The 13,104-nt window shown below is 63.0% G+C and carries 10 protein-coding genes; 1 reads left to right on the top strand and 9 read right to left on the bottom strand.

Translation table 11 applies throughout. The features are described from left to right. Positions 1-121: 121 nt before the first annotated feature. On the bottom strand, positions 122-955 hold the full coding sequence (locus IDH44_RS14875; protein ID WP_190918949.1) for a helix-turn-helix transcriptional regulator: 834 nt from the start codon (positions 953-955) through the stop codon (positions 122-124). Between the two features lie 199 nt (positions 956-1,154). Between IDH44_RS14875 and IDH44_RS14870 the strand changes: the two genes are divergently transcribed. Beyond that, entirely contained in the window at positions 1,155-2,576 is a 1,422-nt protein-coding gene (locus IDH44_RS14870; RefSeq protein WP_190918947.1) for a family 4 glycosyl hydrolase, read from the top strand. A gap of 231 nt (positions 2,577-2,807) precedes the next feature. Here the strand turns inward: IDH44_RS14870 and IDH44_RS14865 are convergent, their stop codons facing one another. The 8 genes from IDH44_RS14865 to IDH44_RS14830 all read right to left on the bottom strand — a co-directional run bounded on the left by IDH44_RS14865 (position 2,808) and on the right by IDH44_RS14830 (position 12,959). Further along, complete coding sequence (locus IDH44_RS14865) at positions 2,808-4,391, bottom strand: FGGY family carbohydrate kinase (RefSeq protein WP_190918945.1); 1,584 nt, start codon at positions 4,389-4,391, stop codon at positions 2,808-2,810. Then, positions 4,388-5,335, bottom strand: coding sequence for a transketolase family protein (locus IDH44_RS14860; protein ID WP_190918943.1), 948 nt, complete (start codon positions 5,333-5,335; stop codon positions 4,388-4,390). The genes IDH44_RS14865 and IDH44_RS14860 overlap by 4 nt, the downstream gene beginning before the upstream one ends. Next, positions 5,332-6,183 (bottom strand): transketolase, encoded by an 852-nt coding sequence (locus tag IDH44_RS14855; RefSeq protein WP_190918941.1) that lies wholly within the window; start codon positions 6,181-6,183, stop codon positions 5,332-5,334. The genes IDH44_RS14860 and IDH44_RS14855 overlap by 4 nt, the downstream gene beginning before the upstream one ends. Before the next feature lie 13 nt (positions 6,184-6,196). Beyond that, complete coding sequence (locus IDH44_RS14850; protein WP_190918939.1) at positions 6,197-7,630, bottom strand: L-fucose/L-arabinose isomerase family protein; 1,434 nt, start codon at positions 7,628-7,630, stop codon at positions 6,197-6,199. 843 nt (positions 7,631-8,473) lie between these two features. Further along, a complete protein-coding gene (locus IDH44_RS14845) occupies positions 8,474-10,369 on the bottom strand; it encodes an ABC transporter permease (RefSeq protein ID WP_190918937.1) in 1,896 nt (631 codons plus the stop codon). Further along, positions 10,344-11,114, bottom strand: a complete 771-nt coding sequence (locus IDH44_RS14840) for an ABC transporter ATP-binding protein (RefSeq protein ID WP_190918935.1) — start codon at positions 11,112-11,114, stop codon at positions 10,344-10,346. Before IDH44_RS14840 ends, IDH44_RS14845 begins: the two co-directional genes overlap by 26 nt. A gap of 142 nt (positions 11,115-11,256) precedes the next feature. Then, positions 11,257-12,255 (bottom strand): sensor histidine kinase, encoded by a 999-nt coding sequence (locus tag IDH44_RS14835; protein WP_190918934.1) that lies wholly within the window; start codon positions 12,253-12,255, stop codon positions 11,257-11,259. Further along, positions 12,252-12,959, bottom strand: coding sequence for a response regulator transcription factor (locus IDH44_RS14830; protein ID WP_190918932.1), 708 nt, complete (start codon positions 12,957-12,959; stop codon positions 12,252-12,254). Before IDH44_RS14830 ends, IDH44_RS14835 begins: the two co-directional genes overlap by 4 nt. Positions 12,960-13,104 lie beyond the last annotated feature (145 nt).

Raw genomic sequence — 13,104 nt, 5'->3', positions numbered from 1 at the left:
CGATTTTCCCGAGCCTTGACGTGCAATACGTATGCATATGCGCTGTCCCCCCTTTGGCGATAACTCGGCCGCAACCGTGCCCTTTATAATAAGTATACCGAATTCTACTCTGCCTGTCACTTCACAAAAACCGAGAGGGCGGTTTGTTGTAAAATTTTTTAAACGCTTTGGAGAAGCTGTACGGGTCGGGGTACCCGAGCTTCGCGGCGATCTCCTTGACCGACCAGCGGCGCTGGTAGATCAGATCGCGTGCGCGGTGCATTTTCAGATGATACACGTACTGCATCGGAGTGGTGCCGAGCGCCTGACGGAAGTAGGTAATGAAATACTTCTCCGACATGCCCGCCACGCCGGCCAGCTCCGCGGTACGCTGCGCGCGATGCAGATTGGCATGAATGTGCTCAAAAACGGGCTGCAGTTGCGCCACGCCGGCCGATCGGCCCGGATGCGCCGGCGACAGCTCGAAGGCCCCCTCGTAGCTGCCGTCCCCGAAGCGGCCGATGATGCCCGCCAGCAGGAGCAAAAAAGCGCCCCGCAGCTTCATCTCCGAGAGTGGCTCGCGACGCTTGTAGCCGCCGAATGTCCCCAGGAACAACGCCGTCTCCTCCCGAATCAGGCGGCCGGGCACGATGCCGGCGAGCGGGTACTGCTGCAGCATCTGCTGCTGCTCTCCGAGGCCGAGGTCGAAGTGCGAATAGACGAACCGGCAGCCGTCGGTTCCGGTCGTAGCCCGATACGCCAGCTCCGGATAGAACAACACCGCATCGCCCGGAAAAGCCCGCTGCTCGCGACTGCCGGTGCGGATTCGCACCTCGCCGCGCTCAACGATCCACAGATCGTAGTCGCTGTGCTGCTTGCTCTCGATCCAGTCTCCGCCATGCTCGTGATCGTTGCACGACCGAATCCGCACCGAGAGCTGTTCCGCCAGCGCATCGAACAGTTCCACACCGCGCATACGCGCCCTCCTTCCTGTTACGAATCGACATTCCACTATAATTATCTATATTGTGCCTCAAGGAATCGAATAATTCAATCTTACGATATGACATGCTTCTCATACTGCGACCTATGTGCGCCTCTGGCTCAAGCTGGTAGGATGAGAGTGTATTCGTTTCCACTATCGCTACGACAACCCTTTCAGGAGGATGATGAACATGACAGCAACCCCTACGGAACAGGCAAACAAAAAAGGCCCGAAAGTGGTCGTGCTCGGCGCGGGGAGCCTGTTCTTCGGCCGGCAATCGATCTGGCAGATGGTGCACTCCGCACACCTCAACACAGGCACGCTCGCGCTGGTCGACACCGACGAGAACAAGCTCGCGAAGCTGGTCAAGATGGCCAGGATGGTCGCCTCGCACGCCGGAGTCGCGCTCAAGATCGAAGGCTCCACCGATCGGCGCGACGTCCTGCCCGGCGCGGACTTCGTCGTACTCAGCTTCGCCCGCGACACGGTCAAGTATCGCGGCATCGATTGCGCCGTCTCGGAGAAATACGGCATCCGCATGTGCTCCGGCGACACGATCGGGCCGGGCGGGATCTTCCGCGCGATGCGCGAGCTGCCGGTCATCATGGACTGCGCGCGCGACATCGAGTCGCTGTGTCCGCAGGCGTGGGTTATCAACTATATCAATCCGTCCGCGATCGGCGGCATCGCACTCTCGCGCTACGCGCCGAAGCTGCGCAGCTTCGCGCTGTGCGACGGCCTGCACATGCCGCATGTGAAGCAGAACTATGCCGTGCGCGCCGGACTGATCGGCAGCAAGGCGGACTACACCGACGCGATCGACCGCGCCTTCGACTTCCGCATCTCGGGCGTCAACCACTTCACCTGGCTGCTCAAGGCCGAGTACGAGGGGCGCGATGTGGCGCCCGCGATTGCCCAGTCGCTGCGCGACGAGGCCGAGCGCGCCACCGACGGCGGGGACAAGGGCGCCAAGGCGCTGCATAATGCCGCTATCGGCTATCAGCTCTACGAGGTGTTCGGCTACGTGCCGACCTGCGTCGCCCATACCAAGGAATACGTGCGCTACTGGCAAGGGCTCGGCAAGCTCGAGGAGAAAATCCCGGCGCTGGCGATCTGGGAGACCGAAGCGCGCTACGAGCGGCACGCCCAGATGTGGAAGGAAGTCGACGGCTTCGTGAGCGGCCAGGTGCCAATCGGCGACTACATGACGATGTACGGACCCGATCACGCCACCGACATCATCGAGAGCATGGTCGGCGGCCTCGGCAAGACGTTCTTCATCAACACGACGAACGGCGGCGCCGTCTCGAACATGAACGACGACGCCTTCCTCGAAATGCGCTGCGAGGTGTCGATGGACGGCATCAAGCCGCTGCCCGTCGGCGAAATGCCGCGCGGCCTGCGCGGCATGCAGGAGCTCATCCTCGACACGCATGAGCTGACCGCCGAGGCTGTGGTCGAGCAGGATTACGGCAAGCTGCGCCGCGCCATGATGACCGACCCGCTCGTCAATTCGATTGCCGACGCCGACCAGATCATCCGCGAGCTGCTGGAAGCCGAGCGCGAGATTATCCCGGCCGCGTGGTACAAGGACGACATGGTTCGCGCGTGACGCGCACGGATCAAGCGCAGCAAGCGAACATGCCGTACGTGTATTTCGGCCATTATATGATTCAAGCTACAACGGACTCGACCCTATACGGTCGAGTCCGTTTCGTTCCATTTACCAGCTCTGACGGACACAGGAGGAGCTTAGCGCCTAATTTGCACGTCTCGCCAGCTGTAACGGTCAGGAGCGACGCTTAGAAGCTCCTACTCGACGAAAATGCTCAGGATCGAGGCGCTAAGCGTCGCTGGTGTCCATTAGCCCGGTCGCCCCGCTCCACGATGCGGTACCTTGCGACGGCACGCTCCCGCCACGCGGCGCCCCGGAGGAGCGGCCTACCACCGCGGCCACAGCGTCCACCCAGCCGCCGAGCTTGCGCGCGCGCAGACCCGCCTCCATCGCCGGCGCGAATCGGGTGTACGGCTTTTGCAAGGCCGCCAGCTCCTCCGTGTCCGACCACAGCCCCGACGCCAGTCCGCCGAGATAAGCCGCCCCCAGCGCCGACAGCTCGGCAATCTCGGCGCGCGCGACCGGGCGATTCAGCAGATCGGCCTGTACTTGCATCAGCCGCGCGTTGGGTGTCGCCCCGCCATCGGCGCGCAGCTCGAGCAGCGGCGTGCCCGACTCGCCTTGCAGCAGCCGGATCGCATCGTGTACCTGATAAGCCGTGCTCTCCAGCGCAGCCAGCGCGATGTGGGCGCGGCCGCTCGTCCGGCTCAGTCCGCTGATCGCCGCGCGCGCGTAGGGGTCCCAGTACGGCGCGCCCATCCCGACGAAGGCCGGCACGAGATAGACGCCCTCATTGTCCTCTATCCCCGCCAGCAGCCGCTCCAGCTCCTCGAAGTCGCGGAACAAGCCGAGCTCGTCGCGCACCCAGCGCATCGTATCGCCGGTCGTGCGAATGACCGCCTCCAGCGCATAGGTGACGCGGCCGCCGCGGCTCCAGGCGAGCGCCTGCACGAGACCGCCTCCGGACTGCGCGGCCGGCCGCTCGCCGGTCGTCATCAGCACCGACGTGCCGGTCCCGTACGTCGCCTTGGCCATACCCGGCTCCAGGCACAGATGGCCGAGCAGCGCGCCCTGCGAGTCCCCGATCACACCGCGGATCGGCACCGGGGTGTCGAACAGCTCCGGGTCCGCGGTCATGCCGTACTCCCCGTCCGAGTCGCGCACCTCGGGCAGCGCGGCGAGCGGCACGCCGAACAGCTCGCACATCGCCTCGTCCCACTGCAGCGTATGAATATTGAACAGCGAGGTGCGGCTCGCATTGGTATAATCGGTCGCATGCATCCGGCCGGCCGACATCTGCCAGACGAGCCAGCTATCGACCGTGCCGAGCCGCAGACGCCCCGCAACCAGCAGCTCCGCCGCCTGCGGAACCTGCTCCAGCATCCACCCCCACTTCGTCGCCGAGAAATACGGATCGAGCATCAGCCCCGTCGACGCGCGCACCGCCTCGGCGTGACCGGCGGCCGCCAGCTCGGCGCAGCGGTCCGCCGTACGCCGGCACTGCCACACGATCGCCGGACAGAGCGGCCGGCCCGTGGCGCTGTCCCACATGACGGCGGTCTCGCGCTGGTTCGTAATCGAGAGCGCAGCCAGCTGTGTCGACGCCAGACCGGCCCGGCTCATCGCTTCGCGCAGCGCGCGCTTCACATTGGCATAGATCTCCAGCGGATCGTGCTCGACCCAGCCCGGCTGCGGATCGTACTGGCGATGCGTTGCCGAAGCGCGCGCCACGACCCGGCCGTCCCGGCCGACGATCAGCGCCTTGGTGCCCGATGTGCTCTGGTCGACGACGGCGAGGTAGGCTGCGCTCATCGGGCGGATCGGGCGCCGAGCAGCGCCAGTGCAGTCTGCTTGAGCTGCTCCGCGGCGAGCCCGTAATGCGCAAACACCTCCGCGGTCTTGCCTGCAATGGCCGGCTCGTCGGGAATGCCGACGATGCGCATCGGCACCGGCTGGTGCTGCACGACAGTCTCAGCCACTGCCGCGCCAAGACCGCCGTGCACGCTGTGCTCCTCGACCGTGACGATCGCCCCGGTCTCGCGCGCCGCGCGCAGCACTGCGGCCTCGTCCAGCGGCTTGATCGTGTGCATGTTGAGCACCCGGCAGCCGACGCCTGCAGCCTGCAGCAGCTCCGCCGCGTCCAGCGCGGGACGGACCGTCTCGCCGGCGGCAATGATCGTCATGTCGCCGCCGTCCCGCATCGTCACCGCCTTGCCGATCTCGAAGTCGTAATCGGCCGACGAGTAGACGTCAGCGACCGGATTGCGGCCGATCCGCATATAGACGCCGCCTTCATGCCCGACCAGCGCCTCGGTCATCCGCCTCGTCTCGTGGCGATCCGCCGGCAGCAGCACCGTCAGGCCGGGGATGGCCCGCGTCACCGCCAGATCCTGCACGGAATGATGCGACATGCCGAGCGCGCCGTAGCTGACGCCGCCGCTGATCCCGATCAGCTTCACATTGGTCGCCGAGTACGCGACGTCGACCTTGACCTGTTCGATCGCGCGCATGCTGAGGAAGCACGCCGGCGATGCGACGAACGGCTTGCGACCGCTGTGCGCCAGCCCGGCGGCGATGCCGACGATATTCTGCTCCGCAATGCCAACCTCGACGAACTGCTGCGGATACGCCTCGGCAAACGGCGCCATCGCCGCCGAGCCCCGCGAGTCGCTCGCCAGCACCATAATGCTGCGGTCCGCCTCAGCCATCTCCACCAGCGTCTCGCAGATGACCTGCCGATTGGCAATCGTATTCATCGCGCTCCTCCTCCCGTCTTCTGCATATGTCGCGCCTGCTCCGCACGCAGCTCCTCCAGCGCCTGCGCCAGCTGCTCGTCACTCGGCACATGATGATGCCACTTGGCCTGATTCTCTGCGAACGATACGCCCTTGCCCTTGACGGTGTCGGCGAGCACCAGCGTCGGCCGCCCTGCCGCCTGCGGCGCCTCGCGCAGCGCCTGCAACAGCGCATCCATATCGTTGCCATCGATCTGCACGACGTGCCAGCCGAATGCCGACCACTTCGCCTCCAGCGGCTCCAGCCCCATCACGTCCTCGGTCGAGCCGCTGATCTGCAGCCGGTTGCGGTCGATGATGCCGACGAGCCGGTCCAGCCCATAGTGCGCGCCCGCCATCGCCGCCTCCCACACCGAGCCCTCGGCCTGCTCGCCGTCGCCCATCAGACAATAGACGCGGTAGTCCTCGCCGCCGCGGTGCGCCGCCAGCGCCATGCCGACCGCGATCGCCAGGCCGTGACCGAGCGCGCCGGTATTCATCTCGATGCCGGGCACCTTGTTGTTCGGATGGCCGATCAGCCGGGTGCCGAATTGGCTGAACGTCTCCAGCTCCGCCTTTGGAAAAAAGCCGCGATCCGCCAGGACGCACCACAGCGACTCGACCGAGTGGCCCTTGCTGGCGACGAAGCGGTCGCGCGCCGCCCAGTCCGGCCGCTGCGGATCGATGCGCATGATTTCATAATATAAGGCCGTGAGAATATCCGTATTGCTAAGCGAGCCGCCGGTATGGCCGGTCTTGGCGCGATGAATCATCGTCAGCAGGTCCATCCGGATCTGCGCCGCCTTTGCTTTCAGTTCTGCTATTTCCATGGCTCCTCCTCAGTTACAGACCGGCGCCGCGCAGCCAGGCCTGAATTTCGCTTGCGGTCGGATCGACCGGGTCCGGCGTCAAGCCGGGAATGTAGCTGCACGCCTCGTACAACGCCGGAATTGCATTGGCATGAATGCCGACCGAATGATGCACATACGGCCCCTTGACGAGCTTCTCCTCCCAGAGCGGCCAGTCGTTCACCTCGACCCAGACATACGAGCCGCGCGTATACGGCCCCTTGATCCCGTTGGCGCGGCCCAGGAACAGCTGGTACTCGCCATGATCGCCGTCGAAGCGAGCCAGCGTCATGCCGCCGCCGCGAATCTCGCCCTCGTGCGTGCCCGGCGCGTGGTCCGCGAACAGGAAGTGCTTGCGCAGCTTGGGGCGCTCCTCCACACTGAGCGAGACCGGGAAGTTGCCGCAGTGGAACAGCAGCTCGCCGTTGGGATTGTCGGGATGACGAATCGTCAGATCCGCAAAAAACGTCGGGGCGGTATTCATCGTCGCCGCCTGCACCATCACCGAGGTAATCGCGCCGTGGATGTCGGTCTCGCAGGTGACCGGGATCTGCTCGTCGGTGAGGATCGCATTGGCCAGACACGGCATGATGCCCATCGCATCCTGCAGCGACGACCAGCACTGGATCGCAACCGCGCCGCTGCCGGTCTGCTCGGCATATTGCCGCATCGCGACCTTGAGCGAGGCAATGCGAATCACGTCCTCCTCGGTCACCTCCGACCAATCCAGCTTCGCCTTGATCCAGTCCACCGCCGCTGCCAGCTCCGAGCCGCCCGTCTTGGCCACGCGCGCCGACGTCCGCTGAATATCGACGAGGGTGATCGGGTGCACCTCGATGCCGAAGCGCTCCAGCAGCTCGCCCTCGTTGCAGATCATCGTCCAGAACGAAGCCGGGCGCGGCCCGATCTGCAGGATGCGCAGGCTGCGGAACTGGCGCACGACGTTGGCGGCGGCTGCGAAGTTCGTGAAACCGCGTTCAAAAACCGGATCGTCGACGCGCGTATTCGGCACATAGGTGAACGGAACGTTAAAGCGCCGCAGCACCTTGCCGGTCGCAAAGAGCCCGCACTGCGTATCGCGCAGCCGCGTGCCGTCCTCGAGCGGCGCCTCGTCGCGCGGTCCCCACAGCAGCACCGGCTTGCCGAGCGCCTTGCCGACACGGGCGACCGTGTCCTCGGTACCGAAGTTGCAATGCGGGAAAAACACGGCGTCCACCTGTTCCTGGCGGAAGCGCTCGATGATTTTGTCGGCGTCGATGTTGTCTCCGAACAGCAGACCTTCGTCGTTGATGCCCTCCAGATCGACGATGTCCATATCGAGTCCGAAGCTGTCGAGCTTCTCCCGGATGGTCACCTTGTAGCGGTGCGCGTCCTCCGCACTGAAGACGAACCGGCGGGTGGGCGCGTAGCCGAGCTTCATCTTTTTCATTTGTTCACTCTCCTTTTTATGCCTCGCTTTTTTTGCTCTTGGTTTGTCCAACACCAAATGGATTTCGGTAAAAAAATACTAAAATTAAATATTAGTTTATATAAAGTTTAGTTCCTTAATTGCTATGCTATCATTGCTCAAATTGTTCTGTCAATGCATTAAAACCGTAAATCCAGATTTTTAGTTAAATTTAGTTGGGAGAGTGCTGAATTTTTTAAAAAAATGTTCAAGTTGCTGGGGATAGAGAAGCTAATCCAGTAGTGGATACAATGGTGATGAAGTCGTCATGCAGTGGTGATATGTAGTGGTGGATGCAATCGGAAAGCACCTGTGTAGGGAAGCGCGCAGGGAGTCGCGTTCACTGGCTTATTTCGTCGCCGGAGCCGATTCCGTCCCTGTAACCTCACAATTTGCGCTTATTTCGTCGCCGGGGCCGATTCCGCCCCTGTAACCTCACAATTTGCGCTTATTTCGTCGCCGGAGCCGATTCCGTCCCTGTAACCTCGCAATTTGCGCTTATTTCGTCGCCGGGGCCGATTCCGTCCCTGTAACCTCGCAATTTGCGCTTATTTCGTCGCCGGGGCCGATTCCGTCCCTGTAACCTCGCAATTTGCGCTTATTTCATCGCCGGAGCCAATTCCGTCCCTGTAACCTCGCAATTTGCGCTTATTTCGTCGCCGGGGCCGATTCCGATCGCATTCCGGTGCGCGCAACTTATAAAATGCACAAACTCAAAAATCCCCTTCCCGATGGGGGAAGGGGATTACGGGGCATTCGCAATGCCGCCCAAGTCGCCGCTCTGCGTCCGAGCCGGACTTCCACTCGCACGACTCCCACTCGCACTCAGGCGCGCATCTCCTCGCGCACCTGCCGGATATAACGCCAGCGGATGAGCACGAAGTAGAGCGTCTGCACCAGGAAGAAGGCGCCCAGCACGAGCGCGGATTCGCGAACGAGCGAGTAATTGAACATTCGTTGCAGCGAAGTGAGCGCCACTGCCCCGTGGACGAGCGCCACCCCGATCGGCAGGAAGAAGAGTAGCACCAGCTGCCAGGTCAGGACGCGGGACAGCTCGCGGTCCTCCAGACCGAGCTTGCGGATAGCGGTGAATTTGGCTTTGTCCTCGTCCAGATCGGTGTACAAGCGAAAGTACAAAAAACTGCCCGAGGCCACGAAGAAGACCGCACCGATGAACAGGCCGACGAACAGCACTGCGCCGTAGCCCTGATTCATCTGCTGGAGCTGGTACGCCTGCGCGAACAGATAGGTGTCGCCGTCGCTGTGCTCCTCCCAATAAGCGCGCATGGCCGCACCTGCGGCCGCGCTCCCGCGGTGCTCAGGTGTATCATACACATAGTAGTACTGCGTCCGGATCGGCTCGCGCGACCAGCCCGTCCAATCGTCGGCCGCGACCGCATACGCCTCGAAATAGGAGACCGCGCTGGACGTGACGACACGCTGCACCTGCAGGCGGCTGCCGTCCTCCAGCGTAAAGGACGACCTCGGCGCCCTGATCTCCTGCATCGTATCGCTCACCGGCAGAACGACCGCCACGTTGTCTCCCTCCGGCTCCACCTGCGTCTGACCCGCCGCCCGAGCCATCGCATTGTAGTCGGAGGCGCGCACGACGGTAAGCTGTCCTTGCTCGGTATTGAAGCTCGGCAGCGCGATCGCGTAGCGGTCATAGGCGATGCCTTCCCTCTCTAGCACCTCTTGCATATAGTCCAACTGCCGGGCCACCTGCCGGCCCGTCGGATCTTCCCCTTCGTAGACCCGCAGGCTGTACGCGAACGGATTGCTCTCGACCAGTTGGCCGGTGAACATCGCCTTGAACCCGACCAGCGTGCCGATCGCGGAGAAGGCGACGGTCGACACGATCGCCACCATGAAGAAAGTCCGTGCATTGTCCTTCATCCGGTAGGCCAGATCGGAGAACAGCAGCAGATTGGTGCGTCGCCAAAAAAAAGGACGATTGCGCTTCGCCGCGCCGATCAGAAATACACTGAGCTGCGTGAACAGGAAGTAGGTGCCGACGATGACGACCAGCGTCACCGGAATCAATGCCGCCACGACCGCCATTCCCTTGACGCTCAGCGCCACGCTGTAGCCGACCATCAGCAGCAATGCGGCCAGTACGGAGAGCAGCTTCGAAGCGCGCGGTTCGGGCCGCGGCCGCGAGCCGCCCTTGAGCAGGTCGATCAGCCGGCTGCTGCGGAGGATGACCACCGTCAACAGCGAGATGACGACGAACAGCACGACAAAGGCGGCCAGCGTCAAGCCGATGGCATACACCGGAAGATAGAAGGCCAGCGTCTCCTCCAGACCCAGCATATTCTCGGCCCCCAGCAGAATCCCCTTCGCTCCGATCAAGCCGAGGCCGATGCCGGCCAACGTCGCCAGCACGCCGATAATGACGTTCTCCAGGAAGACCATCATGCGAAGCTGCAGGCTCGTCATGCCGTGCAGCATGAGCAAGCCGAATTCTTTTTTGCGCCGCTTGAGGAACGCGCTCATCGAGTACAGCACGAAGAAGAAGGAGAACACATAGATGATGCCCTCCGCAAAGTGAAGGCCGGTGGCCACCTCGCTGCGCAGCGCGTCGCCGCCCAGCGCCGGATGAAAGGCAAAGATCGCATACACAAAAAACACCATGACCGCGAAGGCGCTGCTCAGGAAATAGGCGGCATACATGCGCTTGTTGCGCATCACATTGTTAAACGCGAATCGACGAAAGGTCATGGGCGCCCCCTCCCATCAGCGAGAGCACGTCAATGATGCTCTGGAAGAACGCCTGCCGCGATTCGCCGCGATGCAGCTCGTTGAACAGCTCCCCGTCCTTGATGAAGATGACGCGCTGGCAATAGCTCGCGGCGAGCGCATCGTGCGTCACGAGCATCATCGTGGCGGCTTCCTCGGCATTGAGACGCGCCAGCAGCTCCATCACGGCCCGCGCCGACTTCGAGTCCAGATTGCCCGTGGGCTCGTCCGCGCAGAGCAGACTCGGCTCGTGAATGATCGCACGCGCGATCGCCGCGCGCTGCGCTTGGCCGCCCGAAATTTCGTAGGTGCGCTTGTTCAGCACTTCGGCGATGCCGAGCTTTTCCGCGATGGCCTCCGCCTTCTTCGTCATCACGTCGGCGCGCTCGCCGTCGAGCGTGAGCGGCAGCACGATATTTTCCAGCACGGTCAGCGTATTCAGCAGATTGAAGTCCTGAAAAACAAAGCCCAGCTCGCGCCGGCGAAAACGGGCCAGCTTGTTTTTGCCGAGCAAATGCGGATTGCTGCCGTTGATCAGAATCTCGCCCGTCGTGGGCGAATCGATGGTGGCCACGAGCTGCAGCAGCGTCGTCTTGCCGCTCCCCGACGGCCCCATGATGCCGACGAACTCGCCTTTTTCGATCGACAGCGAAATGTCGGTGAGCGCGCGGTAGGCCAGCTTGCCGCCATATACCTTGCTCAGCTGCTTGATGCGCAGCAGTTCCATAGTGAATCGGCTCCCTTCTATCGCCGAGGCGAAGCCCGTCGCCGCTGTCCACTGGCAGTGGTCCGGCCGGCCTCGCTTCCGTTATGCTCCCAGTGTACCCTGGACGGCAAGGAAGCTTCTATCGCGCTGCCTTTCACACGCCTTACATCGCTGTAAGGTTCGCCGAGGACAAAAAATGGAGCCGCACGGTCGTGCCGACGCCGACCTCGGAGCGCAGCTCGATGCGGTGGCCCAGACGCTCGCAGATCTGCGCCGCCAGATACAGGCCCATTCCCGTCGATTCGCGATGCGTGCGCCCGTTGTCCCCTGTATAAAAGGGCTGAAGCACGCGTCGCAGGTCGCGCTGGGGGATGCCCACGCCGCGGTCGCGCACCTCGAGTACGATCGCGTCGGGCTCTCGCGCTGCGGCATACACCACCCGGGTCTCGGTGCCCGCGGAATACTTGACGGCGTTGCTCGTCAGCTGGCCCAGCACGAACAGCAGCCACTTCGCGTCGGTCTCGACGCGCACCTCCCCGGGCACCTGCACCTCGGGATAGACCCGGCTGCGAATGAACAGCCGCTTATGCTCGTGGATGGCGCGCTCGACAATCGTGCGCAGCGGCAGCGACTCGACCTGAAAGTCCTGCTCGAACGCCTCCAGCCGAGCGGCATAGAGGACGGTCTCCAGCCCCCGCTCGATCCGCTCCGCCTCCTCGGCGATGCTGGCATAGCCGTCCCCCTCGTGCTCTTGCACGGTCAGATGAATGACCGAGAGCGGCGTCTTCATCTGATGCACCCACTGATTCATGAAGGTCAGATGCTCCTGCTGGCGCTTCTCCCAGCGGATCAGCCGCTCCTGGTAATGATCGTACTGCGTGCGCAGCAGCCGATCCATCGCTTCGGCCAGCGGGGCGCGGCCGTGCGTCAGCACGGAGGCGTCCAGCGTCGGCAGCGGCTCGCTCAGCCTGCGGTACAGCGCGCGCCGCGTGATATAGCGGTATGTCAAATAGCCGGAGAGCAGTACCAGTCCCAAAAAAACCGCGTACAGCACAGTCATCGCATTGCGGTAGCCGTCCAGCCAAAAAATCAGCACCAGCGTCGCGAGCGTGAGCAGTTGCAAGCCAATCAAGGGCAGATGCTCGCGCCAAAACAGCTTCACGGCGCCTCCTTGGCGGACCAGGTCGCCAGCAGACGGTACCCGGCGCCCCGCACCGTCTCGATCGCATTGTCCGCGCCCAGCTCCTGGAGCTTTTTGCGCACGCGCGCGATATTCACATTGAGCGTATTTTCATCGACGAAGTGCTGGTCGTCCCACAGCCGCTCCAGCAGCGTATCGCGCGAGACGACGCGCGGCGACTGCGTCACCAGCAGCTCCAGCAGCTCGGCCTCCTTCTTCGTCAGCGCAGCTGCTTGGCCAGCCAGCTGCAGCTCCATGCGCTCCGGGTAGAGGGCCAGCTCGTCCAGCCGCACGACGCGCTCCGTCTTGTCGGCCGCATACTCGCCGTAGACACGCCGCAGATGGCTGCGAATCTTGGCCATGACCACCTCGTAATGGAATGGCTTGGTGATGTAATCGTCGCCGCCGTATTCCAGCGCCATGACCTGATCCATCTCGCCGGCTCGGGCCGAGATGAACAGGATCGGGCAGGTCGTCATCGTCCGCAGCTGGCGGCACCAATAGAAGCCGTCGAAGCGCGGTAGATTGACGTCGAGCAGCACCAGATGCGGGCGATGCATTCGGAAGGCGCCCGTCACATCGTCGAAATCCGTCACCGCCGTTGCTTCATAGCCGTATTTTTCGATCCAGGCGCACAGCAGCGCCGCGAGCTTGGGATCGTCCTCGCACAGCAGAATACGCTGCATCCGCTCACTTCCTTCCGTTGCTTGCCGCAGATCGGCTCAAGCCGATTATAGCAAGCCCCCGTCGCCAGCCGCAACGCTTGTCGCTTCCCCAATTTTTGAATCCCGTGCTTCTTATCCATTGCGAACAGCATTGACTAATGAGAGC

It is taken from the genome of Paenibacillus sabuli (assembly GCF_014705605.1).
In the GTDB taxonomy this organism is placed as follows: domain Bacteria; phylum Bacillota; class Bacilli; order Paenibacillales; family Paenibacillaceae; genus Paenibacillus_D; species Paenibacillus_D sabuli.
The sequence above is the reverse complement of the archived record's forward strand: the minus strand, read 5'-3'. Positions and strand labels throughout refer to the sequence as shown.

Bases quoted from the DNA above. Each gene is read 5' to 3' on its own strand.
- IDH44_RS14845 (WP_190918937.1), bottom strand. From the start codon at position 10,369: ATGACCTTTCGTCGATTCGCGTTTAACAATGTGATGCGCAACAAGCGC.
- IDH44_RS14875 (WP_190918949.1), bottom strand. From the start codon at position 955: ATGCGCGGTGTGGAACTGTTCGATGCGCTGGCGGAACAGCTCTCGGTG.
- IDH44_RS14865 (WP_190918945.1), bottom strand. From the start codon at position 4,391: ATGAGCGCAGCCTACCTCGCCGTCGTCGACCAGAGCACATCGGGCACC.
- IDH44_RS14870 (WP_190918947.1), top strand. From the start codon at position 1,155: ATGACAGCAACCCCTACGGAACAGGCAAACAAAAAAGGCCCGAAAGTG.
- IDH44_RS14855 (WP_190918941.1), bottom strand. From the start codon at position 6,183: ATGGAAATAGCAGAACTGAAAGCAAAGGCGGCGCAGATCCGGATGGAC.
- IDH44_RS14840 (WP_190918935.1), bottom strand. From the start codon at position 11,114: ATGGAACTGCTGCGCATCAAGCAGCTGAGCAAGGTATATGGCGGCAAG.
- IDH44_RS14860 (WP_190918943.1), bottom strand. From the start codon at position 5,335: ATGAATACGATTGCCAATCGGCAGGTCATCTGCGAGACGCTGGTGGAG.
- IDH44_RS14850 (WP_190918939.1), bottom strand. From the start codon at position 7,630: ATGAAAAAGATGAAGCTCGGCTACGCGCCCACCCGCCGGTTCGTCTTC.
- IDH44_RS14830 (WP_190918932.1), bottom strand. From the start codon at position 12,959: ATGCAGCGTATTCTGCTGTGCGAGGACGATCCCAAGCTCGCGGCGCTG.